The organism is Pseudomonas cimarronensis, from assembly GCF_049331905.1.
GTDB lineage: Bacteria > Pseudomonadota > Gammaproteobacteria > Pseudomonadales > Pseudomonadaceae > Aquipseudomonas.
Genome location: NZ_CP186283.1, coordinates 2327501 through 2345040 on the forward strand (window position 1 = coordinate 2327501; position 17540 = coordinate 2345040).

Here is a 17540-nt window from a genome sequence, read left to right on the forward strand (position 1 = left end):
AGGTATCAGAAGTGCGAATGCTGACATGAGTAACGACAATGGGAGTGAAAAACTCCCACGCCGAAAGACCAAGGTTTCCTGCGCAACGTTAATCGACGCAGGGTGAGTCGGCCCCTAAGGCGAGGCAGAAATGCGTAGTCGATGGGAAACGGGTTAATATTCCCGTACTTCTAATTACTGCGATGGAGGGACGGAGAAGGCTAGGCCAGCACGGCGTTGGTTGTCCGTGTTTAAGGTAGTAGGCTGGTTTCTTAGGTAAATCCGGGAAATCAAGGCCGAGAACTGATGACGAGTTATCTTTTAGATGACGAAGTGGTTGATGCCATGCTTCCAGGAAAAGCTTCTAAGCTTCAGGTAATTAGGAACCGTACCCCAAACCGACACAGGTGGTTAGGTAGAGAATACCAAGGCGCTTGAGAGAACTCGGGTGAAGGAACTAGGCAAAATGGCACCGTAACTTCGGGAGAAGGTGCGCCGGTGAGGGTGAAGTATTTACTACGTAAGCCCATGCCGGTCGAAGATACCAGGCCGCTGCGACTGTTTATTAAAAACACAGCACTCTGCAAACACGAAAGTGGACGTATAGGGTGTGACGCCTGCCCGGTGCCGGAAGGTTAATTGATGGGGTTAGCTAACGCGAAGCTCTTGATCGAAGCCCCGGTAAACGGCGGCCGTAACTATAACGGTCCTAAGGTAGCGAAATTCCTTGTCGGGTAAGTTCCGACCTGCACGAATGGCGTAACGATGGCGGCGCTGTCTCCACCCGAGACTCAGTGAAATTGAAATCGCTGTGAAGATGCAGTGTATCCGCGGCTAGACGGAAAGACCCCGTGAACCTTTACTATAGCTTTGCACTGGACTTTGAGTTTACTTGTGTAGGATAGGTGGGAGGCTTTGAAGCGTGGACGCCAGTTCGCGTGGAGCCATCCTTGAAATACCACCCTGGTAACCTTGAGGTTCTAACTCTGGTCCGTTATCCGGATCGAGGACAGTGTATGGTGGGTAGTTTGACTGGGGCGGTCTCCTCCTAAAGAGTAACGGAGGAGTACGAAGGTGCGCTCAGACCGGTCGGAAATCGGTCGTAGAGTATAAAGGCAAAAGCGCGCTTGACTGCGAGACAGACACGTCGAGCAGGTACGAAAGTAGGTCTTAGTGATCCGGTGGTTCTGTATGGAAGGGCCATCGCTCAACGGATAAAAGGTACTCCGGGGATAACAGGCTGATACCGCCCAAGAGTTCATATCGACGGCGGTGTTTGGCACCTCGATGTCGGCTCATCACATCCTGGGGCTGAAGCCGGTCCCAAGGGTATGGCTGTTCGCCATTTAAAGTGGTACGCGAGCTGGGTTTAGAACGTCGTGAGACAGTTCGGTCCCTATCTGCCGTGGACGTTTGAGATTTGAGAGGGGCTGCTCCTAGTACGAGAGGACCGGAGTGGACGAACCTCTGGTGTTCCGGTTGTCACGCCAGTGGCATTGCCGGGTAGCTATGTTCGGAAAAGATAACCGCTGAAAGCATCTAAGCGGGAAACTTGCCTCAAGATGAGATCTCACTGGAACCTTGAGTTCCCTAAAGGGCCGTCGAAGACTACGACGTTGATAGGTTGGGTGTGTAAGCGCTGTGAGGCGTTGAGCTAACCAATACTAATTGCCCGTGAGGCTTGACCATATAACACCCAAACAATTTGATGTTTGTGTTTCTCTATGAAGACTACAACAGCCGAAAATTTGTAAGACTGCAAAACCAAGACATCACATACCCAATTCGGGATAGCGCTTCACCGCGACATCCCAGCTGAATCGCTTGACGACCATAGAGCATTGGAACCACCTGATCCCATCCCGAACTCAGTAGTGAAACGATGCATCGCCGATGGTAGTGTGGGGTTTCCCCATGTGAGAGTAGGTCATCGTCAAGCACCTATACCAAAACCCCCGATCGTGAAAACGGCCGGGGGTTTTATTTTGTGCTGAAAAAACAAGAAGCACCCACCTCAACCGTCGATAGACAACGATACGGCGTGTGTGATTGTCAGAGTCAGCGCACCGGATGGGCGCGCTAATCTCCAGTGGTTTAGTTAATTGCGTCGCTAAGTGCTTTTGCTGGAACGTATTTGACAACTTTCTTTGCTGCAATCTGCAGCGTCTTACCCGTCTGTGGGTTACGGCCTGTGCGCGCTGGTCGTTCAGTGACCTTTAGCTTGCCTATGCCGGGCAGGGTGATTTCATCACCGTTTTCCAAGGCGTCTGAGACTATTTCGCTGAGCTGCTCGAGGGCTGCGCGCACTGTACTTTTCGGTGTGTCGATAGCCTCGGCAATATCGCTGATCAGCTGGTCTTTAGTGATGGCCACGGTGTGACTCCTTTGAGTGAAAGATTGACGCTTTCGGTACTGTCGAGCGCTCTTAATCATTGGGGGGGATTCTAACGGAAAAGGCTGAGTAACTTTTATCAGGCTTTCTTGGCGTGGTCTAAGCTCATGCTACTTGGCCATTTGCCTGGGAGAGCCAGCATGCTTCGCGCCTTCGCTGATTTGGGATTTCGTTGGAAAATTGCGTTGCCTATTTTGTTGTTGGCGGTATTGCTGGTGACCATGGGCTTTCTGGGGATGCGCGGGATTACCCAGGTCGCAGATTCCAGCACGAAATTGACCAACCGATTCTTGCCGGGCATCAGTTTGTTGCTAAATGCTGATCGTGATCTTTACCAAGCTTTTGTAGCAGAGCGTAGTTTGCTTGATGAGGCAGTCGGTGAGCGCGTAGCTGCGCTGACAGATGCACATACGGAGAACCTGCAGCAGGCTTATGATCGAGTGCATAAGTTTGCTGCGATGCAGCCTGGTAGCGAAGCGATGCAGTTAGTCAGCCAATTTGATGCTGGCTTCGAACGTTGGAAAGCCACGTCTCAACAGGTACTGAAGCTGGCTGCTAGCGACCCGCATGCTGCTAGTGCGTTGAGTTTTACAACCAGTGAAGAGCAATTCGAGGCCATGCGTACGGCCATCGACAAGCTAGGTGAAATGGATGATCAGGCTGCCAATGCTGAAGGGTTGGCAGCGATCAAGTTGGGCGAAACCCTGAGTTGGCAACAGGGCTTGATCGTGGCGATTGGACTGGTTGTCTGCCTTGTACTGGTCGTCGGTTTTCCTATTCTGGTCACGGGGCCGTTACACAGCTTACTTAATCGCATTGAGCAGATTGCCGATGGTGATGGGGATTTGCGGGTTCGTCTGGATGTACTGTCTAACGATGAGCTGGGTAAGTTGAGCCATGCCTTTAACCGGTTCCTGGATAAGTTGCAGCCCCTGATCAAAGAGGTGGGTCGCGTAACAGGTGAGGTTGAAAGTTCTGCGCAGAGCCTTGCTGGCATGGCGGCTGCCAATGATCGGTTGATCAGCAGTGAGCATGCAGCCGTGGATCAGGTGAGTACAGCAGCTACGGAAATGAGCTCGGCTGTCCATGAGGTGGCCCGCAATGCGCAAAATGCAGCAGATGCTGCGCGCAGTGCGGAAGCGCAATCGCGGGAAGGCGCGCAGGTGGTAGGTGCGACAATCAACTCGATTCGTCAGCTGGCTCAAGAAGTGGAAAGTGCTTCGGTCACCATTCAGACCCTGGAACAGGAAGCCGCGAATATAGGTGCGGTGCTGGCGGTTATCAGGGGGATTGCTGAGCAGACCAATCTGCTGGCTCTGAACGCGGCGATTGAGGCCGCTCGTGCTGGTGAACAGGGGCGAGGATTTGCTGTCGTTGCTGATGAGGTGCGCGCACTGGCTGCCCGTACGCAGGATTCGACCAAGGACATCCAGGTCATGATTGAGCGGCTGCAGGTTGGTGTGCAAAACGCAGTCAAGGCAACGCACTCGGGGAGTAGCAAGGCACGGCAGAGTGTCGAGCAGGCGGCAGGCGTGGATCAGGCGCTTACCGATACCAGTGATTCGGTACAGCGAATCAATGATATGACGGCACAGATTGCCACTGCCTGTGAAGAGCAAAGTAGCGTGACCGAGGAGATTGCCCGTAACATCAGCGATATTCGCGACCTGTCCAATGAGGCTGCGCAGACTTCTGAGCAGAGCGCGCAGGCCAGTCAGCGTCTTTCGGAACTCTCGCAGGGATTGACCAAGTTGGTCGGTCGATTCCGCGTCTGATGGTCGATCCAGTGGGCTAAGTGATTGAAACGGTTGTAACTTCAATCCAAGCCGGTACAATGGCGCGGCTCACTTCTGGTGAGCCGCGTTATGGTGGCCCTGCCGGTCCCCTCGCAACGATCAGCCGTGAACCCGGTCAGGCCTGGAAGGGAGCAGCCGCAGCGGTGACATTGTGTGCCGAGGTGTGGCTGGTGGGGTTGCCTCCATCTACTGGCTCGTGAATGTGCGGATTTAACTTGCACCATGTGCCAGCATCGATTTTCCCTCTTTACCTTCTGTATTCCTGCATGGCTTCGGCCAGGTTTCGCTGCTGCGAGCAGAAATTCTGCCGTCTACCTGAGCGCCTCTCCTACGTGTGCGGCTCTGCTAAGCAGTATCTGATGGATGGGCGAGGCCCGGCGAAAAAAAACGGGCCTCTGCCTGATTCAATTGGTGTGATAGCTGAGCACGCTGTCCTGTTCTTTGAGCGCCTTGCGCATATCGGCGGGAATGTTGCCGGAGCGCATGGCGAGTTCCAGTCGGATGTCTTCTAGGCTTTGGGCCAAGGCTTGTGGATCTGCACGCTGGGCAGCACTGAGTACGCGGCTGTAGGCGGTTGTGTCACTGGCATCCAGCAGCGAGAGGATAACGCCACCATCTGGGCGCGGTGGGCTGAAGGTAGCGCGTAGCGGCGCAAACAGCTGTTCAACAAGTTCGCGGTTAAGGCTATCCATGACGATGCTCCATCCTGAGAGTGATTGACTCAGACCTCAGGATGGCGTGATGGTTCGTCTGTCTGCGTGTTAGGCGGTCAAGGATTGGCGTGCGCGCTCAATCACTTGCTGCAGGTGCGCACCGCTGTACTGTCCAGGGTAAAGGCGCTGGCTGTGCTGGGCGATGCCAGCATGGTTGACAATGGTGAAGCTGAAGCTGCCTTTGCGAGCCGCCATGATGCGGCAGTCTAAGGGTGCAAATGCACTGGATAGGGTGCGAATGGCATCCTGAATTTGGTGTTGTGTATTCATTCTTTTGGTACTTCCTAAAACAACGTGCGCGTCATTGCGCTGAATAAAGCTCCAGGCTGTCGACTTGTTGGGTCGATTGCATGTTTGGTTTGGAGCTGGACTGCGCGCACAAGTTCCCATTGGGGAATGTGTGCGGGTCGGTACTTCGGAGGCGGGCTTGAATCAGCGCTTGCGCGTGATGGCCAGATCAGTCAGCAGGTTGGGGTCATGGGCGAGAGCTGTGCGGCATTGATGGGGCAATGCGCTCTTTACCTGGAAACCAGCAAGGTGGGCCAGAAGGCCTAATTGACTTACAGCGTGGTACGAACGGCAAGCATGATAATCGACTGATCAAATTTTCGCCAGGATAATCTGTGGTCTGGTTTACCTCCTGCCGCATGCGGGCCGAGCATCGGATGCAATTTGCCCCATGCTCCGTTAGGATTAGCCCACTTTTGCTTTCCTCTCGTGACGGGTTTCGATGAGTTATCAGGTTCTTGCACGCAAGTGGCGTCCGCGCTCGTTCAACGAAATGGTTGGTCAAACCCATGTGCTCAAGGCGCTGATCAATGCGCTCGATAGCCAGCGTTTGCACCATGCCTATTTGTTCACGGGCACACGCGGCGTGGGCAAAACCACCATTGCGCGGATTATTGCCAAGTGCCTGAACTGCGAAACGGGGATCAGCTCGACCCCTTGCGGTGTGTGCTCGATCTGTCGGGAAATCGACGAAGGGCGCTTCGTCGACCTGATTGAAGTCGACGCCGCTAGCCGTACCAAGGTTGAAGACACACGTGAGCTGCTGGACAACGTGCAGTACTCACCCAGTCGTGGACGTTTCAAGGTCTACCTGATCGACGAAGTGCATATGCTCTCTACCAGCTCGTTTAACGCGTTGCTGAAGACCCTGGAAGAGCCACCACCTCACGTTAAATTCCTTCTGGCCACCACAGATCCGCAGAAGTTACCGGTTACTGTGCTGTCGCGCTGCTTGCAGTTCTCGCTAAAGAACATGCCACCAGAGCGTGTGGTTGATCACCTGACCCATGTCCTGACTGCTGAGCAGATTCCGTTCGAGAACGATGCGCTGTGGTTGTTAGGACGTGCAGCAGACGGCTCCATGCGTGATGCCATGAGCCTCACTGACCAGGCAATTGCCTTTGGTGAGGGCAAGGTGCTGGCAGCTGATGTGCGGGCCATGCTGGGTACGTTGGATCATGGCCAGGTCTATGGCGTGTTGCATGCTTTGCTGGAGGGTGATGCGCGCAGCCTGATCGAGGCGGTGCGTCATCTGGCCGAGCAAGGCCCTGACTGGAACGGTGTGCTCGCGGAGATACTCAATGTACTGCACCGTGTGGCCATCGCTCAGGCGCTGCCTGATGCAGTGGATAATGGTCAGGGTGACCGTGAGCGCGTGCTTGAACTGGCGCGGGTTCTGCCCAGTGAAGATGTGCAGTTCTATTATCAGATGGGCCTGATCGGCCGCCGCGACCTGCCATTGTCGCCCGATCCACGCAGCGGCTTCGAGATGGTGCTGCTACGCATGTTGGCGTTCCGCCCGGCGGATACCCACGATGCACCCAGGGTGGCACTAAAGCCGCTGGGGATTAGCCAGGCCACTGCTGATCCCGCGACCAACCCAGTGGCCGGTGCTGCTATGCCAGCACCGGTCAGTGTTGCTCCTGCGCCAGTAGCCCCTGTTGCCGATGTTGCTACGCCGCAGCCATCTGCTTCAGCAGTGGTGGCACCCGTGCAGGTGGGGCATTCTCCTGAACCTGAACCTGAACCTGAACCTGAACCTGAACCTGTGGCTGTTGAGCCGGCGTCTGAACTACGTGTCGATGCAACTGCTGCATCGCTCGTTGAGCCTGAGGCGATCTTCAGCGATCTACCTTGGGAAGAGCCGCAAGCGATCCCAGCAAGCGCTTTAGAACCTGCCGCGGAAGTTCTGGAACCTGCGCCGGTTTTACAGGCAGAGCCTGAGCGGACTGTTGCAGCACCTGCTGCGTCTACCGCCGAAGCCGATGATGACGAGCCGCCCTTGGGCGACTATGACTATGTCGAAATGGATGCTGAGTCATTCGAATATGACTTTGATGCCGTCGAGCGTGATGCACCGATTGAGCCTGAAGTGCTGCCAGCCGCGCAGCCGGCCACTGGTTTGGCCGCTGATTGGCTGGAGCTGTTCCCCAAGCTTGGTCTGTCGGGAATGACAGGGAGCATTGGTGCCAACTGCACGCTGATTTCTGCCGATGGTGATCACTGGCTGCTGCACCTGGACCCTGCCCATTCGGCGTTGTTCAACCCGACGCAGCAGCGCCGCTTGAATGATGCGCTGAATCAGTTTCATGGTCGCGAACTCAAGGTGCAGATCGAGTTACGCAAACCTGAGCAGGAAACCCCGGCGCAGGCTGCCGCACGCAAGCGAGCCAATCGCCAGCGTGAAGCCGAAGCATCGATTCACCAGGATCCTGTGATCCAACAAATGATTCAGCAGTTCGCCGCGGTTATCCGAGCGGACAGCATTGAACCCCTGGATACTTCCGTTAACCCCTGATTACCGAGGATTTGCACCATGATGAAAGGTGGCATGGCCGGCCTGATGAAGCAGGCACAGCAGATGCAGGAAAAGATGCAAAAGATGCAAGAAGAGTTGGCCAATGCTGAGGTCACCGGGCAATCCGGTGCCGGCCTGGTCAGCGTGGTGATGACGGGGCGCCATGACGTCAAACGCATCACACTGGACGACAGCCTGATGCAAGAAGACAAAGAAGTGCTGGAAGACCTGATCGCCGCCGCTGTAAACGATGCCGTGCGCAAGGTTGAACAGAACAGCCAGGACAAGATGGCTGGCATGACCGCCGGCATGCAGCTGCCACCTGGCTTCAAAATGCCGTTCTAAAGTCTCTGTGGCCAGCCTGGTCTGTACTGTCCAGGCTGGCCGCTATCGGTTTCCCCCCATTCGCCATTGTCCCCTGAGTTGCCCTGCCATGAGCTTTAGCCCGCTGATTCGTCATCTGATTGACTCGTTGCGCACCCTTCCTGGGGTCGGGCAAAAGACGGCTCAGCGGATGGCTTTGCAGTTGCTTGAGCGCGATCGGCATGGCGCGCTGCGTCTGGCACAGGCGCTGACTCAGGCGATGGAGGGCGTCGGTCACTGCAAGCAGTGCCGGAGCCTGAGCGAAGACGAGGTGTGTCAGCTGTGCCTCGACCCGCGGCGTGATGACAGCCTGCTGTGTGTGGTTGAGGGGCCCATGGATGTCTACGCAGTCGAACACACAGGCTTTCGTGGGCGCTATTTCGTGCTCAAGGGGCATCTGTCTCCGCTTGATGGCCTGGGACCGGAAGCCATTGGTATTCCCGAATTACTGGCGCGTATCGAGGCTGGTTCATTCAGTGAAGTGATTCTGGCGACCAATCCGACCGTCGAGGGTGAGGCAACGGCTCACTATATTGCTCAGTTACTGGCCGGCAAGGGGCTGATCGCCTCACGTATTGCCCACGGAATGCCTTTGGGTGGTGAACTTGAGTTGGTGGATGGTGGAACCTTGGCACACTCCATTGCTGGCCGGCGGCCGATTCTGCTCTGACATAAGCACCTGCGGCTTGATTGCCCTTGTACATGGCATGATCCTCTTCTTGTAAACCAAGCAAGCGCTTGGTAATTTCCCTGAAACCTCAGCGGAAATACCCTCATGTCTGCTTTTCAGGAATATTTTGATGAGTCCCACCAGCTGGTGCGTGATTCCGTCAGACGTTTTGTCGAGCGGGAAATCCTGCCGCACATCAACGATTGGGAAGAGGCCGAGGAGTTTCCTCGCGAGCTTTACCTCAAGGCCGGAGCCGCCGGCATTCTTGGTATTGGCTACCCGGAAGCCTTCGGTGGCAGTCATGAGGGTGATGTGTTCGCCAAAGTGGCGGCCAGCGAAGAGCTGATGCGCTCAGGCTCTGGTGGCCTGGTTGCAGGGCTTGGCTCTCTGGATATAGGCCTGCCGCCGGTGGTCAAGTGGGCCAAGCCAGCGTTGCGAGAGCGCATCGTGCCGCAGGTGCTGGCAGGCGAGAAAATCATGGCCCTGGCGGTGACCGAGCCCTCCGGTGGCTCTGATGTGGCCAATCTGAAAACCCGCGCGGTACGCGATGGTGATTTCTATCGCGTCAGTGGCAGCAAAACGTTTATCACCAGCGGCGTGCGTGCGGATTACTACACCGTTGCTGTACGAACAGGTGGGGATGGTTTTGGCGGGGTCAGCTTGTTGCTGGTGGAGAAGGGCACGCCAGGTTTCACCGTAGGTCGCAAGCTGAAGAAAATGGGTTGGTGGGCGTCCGATACAGCCGAGTTGTTCTTCGATGATTGCAAGGTGCCGGTGGACAACCTGATCGGTGTCGAAAACATGGGCTTTGCTTGCATCATGGCCAACTTCCAGAGCGAGCGTCTGTCGTTGGCGATCATGGCCAATATGACGGCGCAATTGGCGCTGGAAGAATCGATGCGCTGGGCCAAGGAGCGAGAGGCGTTTGGCAAGCCCATCGGTAAGTTTCAGGTGCTCAAGCATCGTCTGGCCGAGATGGCGACCCAGTTGGAGGTGTCTCGGGAGTTCACCTATCGGCAGGCAGCGAAGATGGCTGCAGGTAAAAGCGTGATCAAGGAAATTTCCATGGCCAAGAATTTCGCCACGGACATTGCTGACCGGCTGACCTACGACGCAGTGCAGATCATGGGAGGCATGGGCTATATGCGTGAAAGCCTGGTGGAGCGCCTGTATCGCGACAATCGTATTCTTTCGATTGGCGGTGGCTCACGGGAGATCATGAACGAGATCATCAGCAAGCAGATGGGACTGTAACCCAACTTGCAGATTGCAGATAAAACAAACCCCGCGAGCGCGGGGTTTGTTTTCAAGCGGACAGGGGCTTAGGCCACCTGTACCTCTTCAGCTTGCATACCTTTCTGACCGCGAGCGGGCACGTAGGTAACAGTCTGGCCTTCTTTCAGGCTTTTGAAACCGTCGCTTTGGATAGCTTTGAAGTGCACGAACAGGTCATCGCCACCGTTAGCCGGGGTAATGAAGCCGAAGCCTTTTTCATCGTTGAACCATTTGACGGTGCCAGTTTCGCGATTTGCCATGGTGTGTCTCTTAAATCGATACGAATTTCGGTGCCAGAGTGCTCATAGCACCTATGCGGTTTTGCTGATAACTAAATTCCAGCTCGACCATCATAGGCCGTTTTCACCATGAGTGTTGGGCTTAACGTTAATTATTCATATTTTTATCAGGACGAAATCAGGCTGGCCGCTATTTGTCAGCAGAGCCGGCGCATTTCTATCGGATAAATGCTTTAGGCCGAGCGGCATAGACGCGCCCCGTCGCGCAGCGGTGGGTACCGTACAGGTGATGGTTTTGGCGGCTGCATCCAGGGGCGGAAGATTTTCTGCGTCAGGTGATTGAGTCGCGTTGACGTCGATTGCCGCGCCTTTGTGCAGGTGTTTGTTATCTGCTGACTCGGACGCCCCGGTACGTGCCGGGGCGTTTATCGGGGATTGTTTACTTGAGGCTGGCTTTCAGCGCGGCAGCAGCTTGCTGCATGGCGCTTTGCGTACCGGGGATCTGGCTGATCACATTGAGTAAGCCGAAGTCGTGGATCATGCCGTTGTAGCGTACGGAGGTGACGTTGACCCCGGCCGCGTCCAGCTTGCGCGCATAGGCTTCGCCTTCATCACGCAGCACGTCGAACTCGGCGGTTTGCACCAGGGCCGGCGGCAAGCCTTTCAATTGCTCCACCGATGCCTGCAGCGGCGATGCGTAGATCTCGGCGCGCTGTTTCGGATCGGTGGTGTAGTTATCCCAGAACCACTGCATCAGGCTCTTGCTGAGGAAGTGACCGTCGGCGAACTGGTTGTAAGAGGCGTTGTTGAAGTTGGCGTCGGTGACCGGCCACAGCAGCAGCTGGAATTTGATCGCTGGGGTGCCTTTGTCTTTGGCCATCAGGCTGACCACCGCGGCCATATTGCCGCCCACATTGTTGCCGGCCACAGCCAGGCGCTTGCCGTCGACACCAATCTGCGCACCGTTTTGTGCCACCCATTGGGTTGCGGCGTAGGCCTGGTTGATCGCGGTCGGGTACTTGGCTTCGGGGGACGGGGTGTAATCGACATACACCGCCGCCGCGCCAGAGCCCACCACCAGATCACGGATCAGGCGTTCGTGGGTCGGGTAGTCGCCCAGTACCCAGCCGCCACCATGGAAGAACATAAAGACCGGCAGCGTGCCCTGGGCATCGTCCGGACGCACAACTTTGAGCTGGATCGACTGGCCATCGACGCTGATGTTTTTGTCAGTCACTTGAATGCCGGATACATCGACCTTGACCCCAGCCTGCGCACCGACCAATACGGCGCGGGCATCTTTCGGGCTCAGTTGTTCGAGGGGCTTGCCACCGCCAGCGGCGAGGGCATTGAGGAAACCTTGGGTATTGCGTTCCACCCCGGGGCTGCCAGCGGCAAACGCGCCATTGACGGCAAGGGCGAGTACGGCGATCGACAAACTGTGTTTGATGTTCATGTGCAGCCTCCTGGGTGGGCCGCTGACTGGCAGCGGCCGGGTGAGTGGTGGATTAGTCGAGAAGCGTCAGGGTGACGTCGATGTTGCCGCGGGTGGCGTTGGAGTACGGGCAGACGATGTGCGCACGCTCGATCAGGGTCTGCGCTTGCTCACGGTCCATGCCTGGCAGGCTGATGCGCAATTCGACTTCGATGCCGAAACCATTGGGGATCGCGCCGATCCCCACCACACCTTCAATCGAGGCGTCCGCCGGCATCGACAGCTTGTCGCGACCGGCGACAAACTTCATCGCGCCGATAAAGCAGGCCGAGTAGCCCGCAGCAAACAGCTGCTCGGGGTTAGTGCCCGCACCGCCTGCACCGCCGAGTTCTTTCGGGGTGGTCAGGGCGACGTCGAGTATGCCGTCGGAGGAGATGGCACGGCCGTCACGGCCGCCAGTGGCTTCTGCATAGGCACGGTAAGCAATGGTTTGAATCGACATGGTAGTAATCCTCTGGAGCTGTTTGGGTTGGTTTGTTTAAGGCGTTGCGCTGTCGGGTGGTGATCAACCTTCGTGGCTGATCAGCCAGTTCGGGTAAAGGCCTTTGCCGTCTGCCTGGCTGTCGTCAGCCAGAACTGGAGCGGAAAGGGCGAGCAGGGCGGTGAAAGTGATCAGGGTTTTCATAACGGTGCTCCACGACTGTCAGGTTGTTGGGGTGGGTGAAGACAACTTCAGGTCTTCGTGGTCTTTTCGCGCTAATGTTTTGTGCGCTAATCAGTTCCATGGGGCGAACTCTAGTGCTCATTATTTTAGTGCGCAAGATATATTTTTGAACATTTAGCGATAAATACTGCTGTGTTCAGGCATAAGCCAGGCGTGGCGGGCGGTTGCGCGATGTTTTCGAGAGCGCCGGCAGGGCGAAATTGTTGTGCGGAGCGGGAAGGTGATGGAGGAGCGTACGCGACTTGTGCGTCAAGAAAGCTGAGCGGGCGACAGGTCTGTCGCCCTGGTGTTTACACGGCCTGTTGCAGGCTGCTGCGCAGGGTGACCAGTTCAGCTTTGAGGGCGCCGAGTTCTGCCGCGGATTGCTGGGTGGCGGTGAGAATGCAGCCGGGGATGCGCTTGGCTTGTTCGCGCAGGTTGCGGCCTTTGTCGGTGAGAAACAGCTCGACCACGCGCTCGTCGACACTGCTGCGGGTGCGCTTGAGCAGGCCTTCGGCTTCCAGGCGTTTGAGCAGCGGGGTGACGGAGCCGGGGTCGGTCAGCATACGGCTGCTGATATCGCCGACGGTGATGCCATCACTTTCCCAGAGCACCATCATCGCCAGGTACTGCGGGTAGGTCAGGCCCAGCTCCTGCAGCAGCGGCTTGTAGACCTTGGTCAACAGCAGCGAAGTCGAATACAGGGCAAAGCACAGCTGGTTATCGAGCAGCAGTTCGGCGCAAGGGTCTGGCGTAGTCATGGCATTCTCCAGCAGCACAGGACAGGTGCCGACAATTTATCGCGCCAACTACTGTTATGCCAATTGAATGCGCGCGGTGTTCATCCCGCACAGACAAACGTTAGGCATAAAAAATGGCCGGGAGCCATTTTTAACGTCGCACAGCGACGGCCCGCAGGGTGGCTGCCAGGGATGGCAGGCATAAAAAAGCCCCAGACACCTGCGGCGCTGGGGCTTGTGGGCTGGCCGATTACTCCACGGCAGCCTGGGCTTTCTTGCTTGAGCCTTTCGGCGCAAAGCGCGCGGCCAGGCGCATGGAAGCGGTCACCAGGCGTTGATAGAAGGCCGGCCATAGGCGTTGCATGCCATCCAGGGCGTAGGCGTCCGGGCCGATCAGGATGCGCCGCTTGTTCGCCAGCGCGCCGTTGATGATCACCTGGGCGGCCTTCTCCGGCGTGGTGCGCAGCAACTGATCGTTGAACTGTTGGCGCGCCTTGTCGGCATCCTGGCCGGTGACGTTGCTCAGGCTGGCATTCATCCGCGCGGTCTTGGCGATGTTGGTCTTGATCCCGCCAGGGTGTACGCAGCTGGCCGATACGCCGCAGTCGGCCATGTCCAGCTCCTGGCGCAACGACTCGGTAAAGCCGCGCACGGCAAACTTGCTGGCGTTATAGGCGCTCATACCCGGCTGGGAAAACAGCCCGAAAACGCTGGAGACGTTGACGATATGGCCTTGCCCGCTGGCTTTGATATGCGGCAGGAAGGCCTTGGTGCCGTTGACCACGCCCCAGAAGTTGATGTTCATGATCCACTCGTAGTCGGCGTAGTCGTTGCCTTCCACGGTGCCGCCCTGGGCCACGCCGGCGTTGTTGAAGATCGCGTTGACCCTGCCGAATTCGCTCACTACCTGATCGGCCCAGGCATGCACGGCTTCACGGTCGGCGACGTTGACCAGGGTTTCGCTGACCTGCACACCAAGTTTGCGCGCCTGGGCGGCGGTTTCCGCCAACCCTTCGGCATTCACATCGGAGAGCGCCAGCTGGCAACCCTGACGAGCCAGGCCGAAAGCCAGGGCGCGGCCAATGCCGGAACCTGCGCCGGTGATGGCGGCTACCTTGTTTTCAAACGACTTCATGCGCTGGCCTCCTGGGCAGTCAACTGGATAGCGCTGGTCTGCGCCGGGTGTGCCGCGTGCTTGCGACTGAAATGATAGGCCGCTGGGTCAAAGTTGCGCGTCAACAGGCGGAAACGCCAGGTAAAACCAGGCCATACGGTGCAGTTACGGCCACTGACCGGGTGCAGGTACCAGCTCTTGCAGCCGCCGGCATTCCATACGGTGTTGCCCAGGCTGCCCTGCAGCTTGCCGTTGAACTTGTCCTGCACCGCCTGTTTGACTTCCAGGCTCTGCAGTTCTTGCTCACCCACCAGCTTGAGTGCACCGAGCACGTAATGGATCTGCGACTCGATCATGTAGACCATCGAGTTGTGGCCCAGGCCGGTGTTCGGGCCCATCAGGAAGAACAGGTTGGGGAAGCCGGCAGTCAGCGTGCCTTTGTACGCTTGCGGGCCTTCTGGCCAGGTGTCGAGCAGGTCGACGCCGCCACGGCCGAACACCACGCCACGAGGCAGCGGATCGCTTGGGGTGAAACCGGTGCCGAAGATGATCGCGTCGATCTCGCGCTCTTTACCGTCCACGGTGCGAATGCTGCCGCTGCGGATTTCCTCGATGCCATCGGTGATCAGGTCGACGTTGGGTTGGGTCAGCGCCGGGAAGTAATCGTTGGAGATCAGCACGCGCTTGCAACCCATCAGGTAATCCGGGGTGACCTTGGCGCGCAGTACCGGGTCCTTGATCTGCTTGTTGATGTACCACTTGCCGACTTTTTGCGCGACGGTCATCACCTTGGGCAGCATGGCAAAGCCGATCACTCGGCTTTCCAGCAGGGCATAGATGGTGCCGCGCCAGAGTTTTTGTAGCAGTGGGAAGCGTTTGAAGCGGTTGCGCTCGCGCTCGCTGATGGCACGGTCCGGCTTGGGCATGATCCACGGAGCGGTGCGCTGGTACAGATCGAGCTGGCTGACCTGCTTCTGGATCTGCGGCACGAACTGGATCGACGAGGCGCCGGTGCCGATTACCGCAATGCGTTTGCCGGTGAGGTCATAGCTGTGATCCCACTGCTGCGAGTGGAAGATCTTGCCGGTGAAGTCGCCCAGGCCCTTGAGCGCCGGAATCGATGGGGTGGACAGCGCGCCCATGCCGGACACCACAAACTGCGCGGTGTAGTGGTTGCCTGCGCGGTCACTGATCTGCCACAGCTCTTGCTGTTCATCCCAGGCCAGGCGGGTGATTTCGGTATTCAGCTGGGTGTGGTTCTGCAGGCGGTACTTGCTCCAGCAGCCTTCCAGGTAACCCTGGATTTCTGGCTGCTTGGCAAACATGCGCGTCCAGTTGGGGTTCTGCTCGAACGAAAAAGAATACAGATGCGATTGCACGTCACAGCCGCAACCCGGGTAGTTGTTGACCCGCCAGGTACCGCCGACGCCGGCTTCTTTCTCGAACAGCAGAAAGTCATGTTCGCCGGCCTGCTTCAGGCGGATAGCCATGCCCAGGCCGGAGAAGCCCGTGCCGATAATGGCCACCTTGCAGTGGCGGGTGGCAGTTGGGGGTGAGACGGGTGCATTCATGGCCAAGCTCCTGTTATGTTTATTGCTGGCGTATACAGCTGTATACCAAGGTAGACAAATGTATACTCGCCAGCAAGCAGCATTCTCACAAGCCAACTTTTAGGTAGGGTTCGTCATGCAGGCAGACGCCAGCGAGCAGCAGCCAGGCGCAGAAAAAGCCACCGAGGCCCCAGGCAAGACCCTGTTACTGGAGGCCGCGTTACGTCTCACCTCAACCAGTCGCAGCCTGAGCAATTTGGGCCTGCGCGAGTTGGCGCGTGAGGCGGGGCTCAATCCCAATACCTTCTACCGGCATTTCAAGGATGTGGATGACCTGGGGCTGACGGTGATTCGGCAGATCTCCACCCAGCTGCGCCAACCTTTGCGCGATTTGCGACGAGAGGCGGCCGAACGAGCGGTGCAGACGAGCCGCAAAAGCCTGCCGATGCTGTTTGGTATCGACCTGCAACGCGGCCGGCGGGTGTGCCACGAAACCGTGCAGCTGTTCTTCGATTTTGTTGCGCAGAACCCCGAAGCCTTCATCATCGGCGTGCGCGAACTGCATGGCGCCTCGGCGGTGCTGCGGGCGGCGCTGCAGGAGGTGATGGACGACTTCGGCGCGGACATGGCCGAGGACATCATTGCCTTCAAACTGCTGCCGGATATGGTCAACCCGGCGGTGGTACGGCAGGTGTCGAACCTGATCAGCCGCAACCTGTTCCAGCTGTCGCTGGACTATATCGAGCAGCCTGAGCGGCAAGCGGCGATCTGTGCACTGGCTGAAGAGCAGATCGTTATGCTGTTTACCGGGGCCAGCGTGTTGCAGGGGCTGGGGCAGTTGAAATTGCCGGTGGAGTAGGTGCCTGTCGAACCCATAAAAAACCCGGCCGAGGCCGGGTTTTTTATGATTGGGCTGACACTCAGTTGTTAAAGCCCAGACGCTGACGCCAGCGTTGTTCCAGTGCTTTGCTGTCGTGATCGAAGGGGTGGAAGCCAGGGCGGTAGTAGTCCAGGTACGGCAGGATCAGTTTGGTCAGGAAGCCATTGCGTGGGCCGAACAGGGTTTTCAGGCCTTTGCCCCAGCTGCGCCAGTTGAACAGTTGGCCGTCCTTGCGTAGCAGGTGCAGCTGGAACCAGCCGATCACGCCGAAGAAGATCACGGTGGAAATCGCCATCATGCCAACGCGGGTGAAATAGCCGCCGTAGACCTGCTGGTACACGTCGTAGCAAACCGCCTTGTGTTCGTTCTCTTCAATCGCATGCCACATCCACAGCTGATACAGCTTGGGATCGTTCATCTGGGTGGTCAGGTCTTCACGCTGCAGCAATTGTTCGGCCATGGTCGCGGTGAAGTGCTCCAGGGCGCAGGTGGCAGCCAGGCGCTGCTTCTTGGTGGTGATCTTGGTCACCCACTCCAGCAACACCTTGATGCGCAGCTCCAGCAACTCCAGGTCGATATTGTGCTCGGCGGCGTAGTCGTTATAGGCCGCGTGTTCCTTGGAGTGCATGGCTTCCTGGCCGATAAAGGCGCTGATGTCCTTCTTCAGTTGTGGCTCGGTGACCTGATCGCGCACGGCGCGCACGCTGTCGACGAAGAACTTCTCGCCATAGGGAAACAGCGACGACAGGTTGTTCATGAAGTGGCTCATAAAGGGGTCGCCGGCAAACCAGAACTTCTGGCTTTCATCGAAGCTGAAATCCATGCGGCGCACCGGAAAACTGGCGGGAGGGGTGCTGATCTTGGCTGTCATAAGGGCGACTCCTG

16 protein-coding genes, 2 rRNA genes, 1 other RNA gene and 1 pseudogene (1 of these 20 cut by a window edge) are annotated in these 17540 nt (G+C 57.3%); 10 read left to right on the forward strand and 10 right to left on the reverse strand.

The window, feature by feature from the left end; genetic code table 11:
• Together ACOCLD_RS10915 and rrf are read left to right on the forward strand one after the other, a co-directional pair.
• Positions 1 to 1668 (forward strand): 23S ribosomal RNA (locus tag ACOCLD_RS10915); it begins 1223 nt to the left of the window's first position.
• Between the two features lie 134 nt (positions 1669 to 1802).
• Positions 1803 to 1918: ribosomal RNA gene (gene rrf / locus ACOCLD_RS10920) — 5S ribosomal RNA — on the forward strand.
• Positions 1919 to 2073: 155 nt separating this feature from the next.
• Here the strand turns inward: rrf and ACOCLD_RS10925 are convergent.
• Positions 2074 to 2412: an HU family DNA-binding protein gene (locus tag ACOCLD_RS10925; RefSeq protein ID WP_422909171.1), complete on the reverse strand. Its 339-nt coding sequence runs from the start codon at positions 2410 to 2412 to the stop codon at positions 2074 to 2076.
• 99 nt (positions 2413 to 2511) lie between these two features.
• Between ACOCLD_RS10925 and ACOCLD_RS10930 the strand changes: the two are divergent.
• From ACOCLD_RS10930 to ffs, 3 genes and pseudogenes are all read left to right on the forward strand, one after another.
• A pseudogene (locus ACOCLD_RS10930) lies at positions 2512 to 3240 on the forward strand (MCP four helix bundle domain-containing protein); the annotation flags it as partial.
• A gap of 201 nt (positions 3241 to 3441) precedes the next feature.
• A complete protein-coding gene (locus tag ACOCLD_RS10935) occupies positions 3442 to 4146 on the forward strand; it encodes a methyl-accepting chemotaxis protein (RefSeq protein WP_422911792.1) in 705 nt (234 codons plus the stop codon).
• Between the two features lie 100 nt (positions 4147 to 4246).
• Positions 4247 to 4343, forward strand: an RNA gene (ffs, locus tag ACOCLD_RS10940) — signal recognition particle sRNA small type.
• 228 nt (positions 4344 to 4571) lie between these two features.
• Here the strand turns inward: ffs and ACOCLD_RS10945 are convergent.
• Positions 4572 to 4859 carry a DUF3509 domain-containing protein gene (locus ACOCLD_RS10945; RefSeq protein WP_422909172.1) on the reverse strand — a complete coding sequence of 96 codons (288 nt, stop codon included), beginning with the start codon at positions 4857 to 4859 and terminating at the stop codon, positions 4572 to 4574.
• A 69-nt stretch (positions 4860 to 4928) separates the two neighbouring features.
• Positions 4929 to 5150, reverse strand: coding sequence for a hypothetical protein (locus tag ACOCLD_RS10950; RefSeq protein ID WP_233685199.1), 222 nt, complete (start codon positions 5148 to 5150; stop codon positions 4929 to 4931).
• Positions 5151 to 5610: 460 nt separating this feature from the next.
• Here ACOCLD_RS10950 and dnaX point away from each other — a divergent pair, with 460 nt between their 5' ends.
• The 4 genes from dnaX to ACOCLD_RS10970 all read left to right on the forward strand — a co-directional run bounded on the left by dnaX (position 5611) and on the right by ACOCLD_RS10970 (position 9973).
• The gene (gene dnaX / locus ACOCLD_RS10955; protein WP_422909173.1) at positions 5611 to 7686 is read left to right on the forward strand and encodes a DNA polymerase III subunit gamma/tau; all 2076 of its coding nucleotides are present in this window, start codon (positions 5611 to 5613) and stop codon (positions 7684 to 7686) included.
• Positions 7687 to 7704: 18 nt separating this feature from the next.
• Positions 7705 to 8031 carry a YbaB/EbfC family nucleoid-associated protein gene (locus ACOCLD_RS10960; RefSeq protein WP_108486060.1) on the forward strand — a complete coding sequence of 109 codons (327 nt, stop codon included), beginning with the start codon at positions 7705 to 7707 and terminating at the stop codon, positions 8029 to 8031.
• An 88-nt stretch (positions 8032 to 8119) separates the two neighbouring features.
• Positions 8120 to 8719, forward strand: coding sequence for a recombination mediator RecR (gene recR / locus ACOCLD_RS10965; RefSeq protein ID WP_108486061.1), 600 nt, complete (start codon positions 8120 to 8122; stop codon positions 8717 to 8719).
• A gap of 105 nt (positions 8720 to 8824) precedes the next feature.
• Positions 8825 to 9973 carry an acyl-CoA dehydrogenase family protein gene (locus tag ACOCLD_RS10970; RefSeq protein WP_422909174.1) on the forward strand — a complete coding sequence of 383 codons (1149 nt, stop codon included), beginning with the start codon at positions 8825 to 8827 and terminating at the stop codon, positions 9971 to 9973.
• A 68-nt stretch (positions 9974 to 10041) separates the two neighbouring features.
• On the opposite strand, the gene ACOCLD_RS10975 is transcribed toward ACOCLD_RS10970, so the two are convergent.
• The 6 genes from ACOCLD_RS10975 to ACOCLD_RS11000 all read right to left on the reverse strand — a co-directional run bounded on the left by ACOCLD_RS10975 (position 10042) and on the right by ACOCLD_RS11000 (position 15796).
• Complete coding sequence (locus tag ACOCLD_RS10975; RefSeq protein ID WP_233685194.1) at positions 10042 to 10254, reverse strand: cold-shock protein; 213 nt, start codon at positions 10252 to 10254, stop codon at positions 10042 to 10044.
• A gap of 418 nt (positions 10255 to 10672) precedes the next feature.
• Positions 10673 to 11689, reverse strand: a complete 1017-nt coding sequence (locus ACOCLD_RS10980) for an alpha/beta hydrolase (RefSeq protein WP_422909175.1) — start codon at positions 11687 to 11689, stop codon at positions 10673 to 10675.
• Between the two features lie 52 nt (positions 11690 to 11741).
• The gene (locus tag ACOCLD_RS10985) at positions 11742 to 12170 is read right to left on the reverse strand and encodes an organic hydroperoxide resistance protein (RefSeq protein WP_308219337.1); all 429 of its coding nucleotides are present in this window, start codon (positions 12168 to 12170) and stop codon (positions 11742 to 11744) included.
• Between the two features lie 512 nt (positions 12171 to 12682).
• Positions 12683 to 13132, reverse strand: a complete 450-nt coding sequence (locus ACOCLD_RS10990; RefSeq protein WP_422909176.1) for a MarR family winged helix-turn-helix transcriptional regulator — start codon at positions 13130 to 13132, stop codon at positions 12683 to 12685.
• Positions 13133 to 13361: 229 nt separating this feature from the next.
• Positions 13362 to 14246 carry an SDR family NAD(P)-dependent oxidoreductase gene (locus ACOCLD_RS10995; RefSeq protein ID WP_422909177.1) on the reverse strand — a complete coding sequence of 295 codons (885 nt, stop codon included), beginning with the start codon at positions 14244 to 14246 and terminating at the stop codon, positions 13362 to 13364.
• Positions 14243 to 15796: a flavin-containing monooxygenase gene (locus ACOCLD_RS11000; protein ID WP_422909178.1), complete on the reverse strand. Its 1554-nt coding sequence runs from the start codon at positions 15794 to 15796 to the stop codon at positions 14243 to 14245. The genes ACOCLD_RS10995 and ACOCLD_RS11000 overlap by 4 nt, the downstream gene beginning before the upstream one ends.
• Before the next feature lie 115 nt (positions 15797 to 15911).
• On the opposite strand from ACOCLD_RS11000, the gene ACOCLD_RS11005 reads away from it, so the two are divergent.
• Positions 15912 to 16634, forward strand: a complete 723-nt coding sequence (locus ACOCLD_RS11005) for a TetR family transcriptional regulator (RefSeq protein WP_422909179.1) — start codon at positions 15912 to 15914, stop codon at positions 16632 to 16634.
• A gap of 61 nt (positions 16635 to 16695) precedes the next feature.
• On the opposite strand, the gene ACOCLD_RS11010 is transcribed toward ACOCLD_RS11005, so the two are convergent.
• Complete coding sequence (locus tag ACOCLD_RS11010) at positions 16696 to 17526, reverse strand: metal-dependent hydrolase (protein ID WP_422909180.1); 831 nt, start codon at positions 17524 to 17526, stop codon at positions 16696 to 16698.
• Positions 17527 to 17540: the final 14 nt, after the last annotated feature.

Excerpts from the sequence above, each read along its gene's own strand:
- ACOCLD_RS10975 (WP_233685194.1), bottom strand. The coding sequence starts at position 10,254 with ATGGCAAATCGCGAAACTGGCACCGTCAAATGGTTCAACGATGAAAAA.
- ACOCLD_RS10950 (WP_233685199.1), bottom strand. The coding sequence starts at position 5,150 with ATGAATACACAACACCAAATTCAGGATGCCATTCGCACCCTATCCAGT.
- dnaX (WP_422909173.1), top strand. The coding sequence starts at position 5,611 with ATGAGTTATCAGGTTCTTGCACGCAAGTGGCGTCCGCGCTCGTTCAAC.
- ACOCLD_RS11005 (WP_422909179.1), top strand. The coding sequence starts at position 15,912 with ATGCAGGCAGACGCCAGCGAGCAGCAGCCAGGCGCAGAAAAAGCCACC.
- ACOCLD_RS10945 (WP_422909172.1), bottom strand. The coding sequence starts at position 4,859 with ATGGATAGCCTTAACCGCGAACTTGTTGAACAGCTGTTTGCGCCGCTA.
- recR (WP_108486061.1), top strand. The coding sequence starts at position 8,120 with ATGAGCTTTAGCCCGCTGATTCGTCATCTGATTGACTCGTTGCGCACC.
- ACOCLD_RS11000 (WP_422909178.1), bottom strand. The coding sequence starts at position 15,796 with ATGAATGCACCCGTCTCACCCCCAACTGCCACCCGCCACTGCAAGGTG.
- ACOCLD_RS10970 (WP_422909174.1), top strand. The coding sequence starts at position 8,825 with ATGTCTGCTTTTCAGGAATATTTTGATGAGTCCCACCAGCTGGTGCGT.
- ACOCLD_RS11010 (WP_422909180.1), bottom strand. The coding sequence starts at position 17,526 with ATGACAGCCAAGATCAGCACCCCTCCCGCCAGTTTTCCGGTGCGCCGC.
- ACOCLD_RS10990 (WP_422909176.1), bottom strand. The coding sequence starts at position 13,132 with ATGACTACGCCAGACCCTTGCGCCGAACTGCTGCTCGATAACCAGCTG.
- ACOCLD_RS10925 (WP_422909171.1), bottom strand. The coding sequence starts at position 2,412 with ATGATTAAGAGCGCTCGACAGTACCGAAAGCGTCAATCTTTCACTCAA.
- ACOCLD_RS10995 (WP_422909177.1), bottom strand. The coding sequence starts at position 14,246 with ATGAAGTCGTTTGAAAACAAGGTAGCCGCCATCACCGGCGCAGGTTCC.
- ACOCLD_RS10980 (WP_422909175.1), bottom strand. The coding sequence starts at position 11,689 with ATGAACATCAAACACAGTTTGTCGATCGCCGTACTCGCCCTTGCCGTC.
- ACOCLD_RS10985 (WP_308219337.1), bottom strand. The coding sequence starts at position 12,170 with ATGTCGATTCAAACCATTGCTTACCGTGCCTATGCAGAAGCCACTGGC.
- ACOCLD_RS10960 (WP_108486060.1), top strand. The coding sequence starts at position 7,705 with ATGATGAAAGGTGGCATGGCCGGCCTGATGAAGCAGGCACAGCAGATG.
- ACOCLD_RS10935 (WP_422911792.1), top strand. The coding sequence starts at position 3,442 with ATGAGCTCGGCTGTCCATGAGGTGGCCCGCAATGCGCAAAATGCAGCA.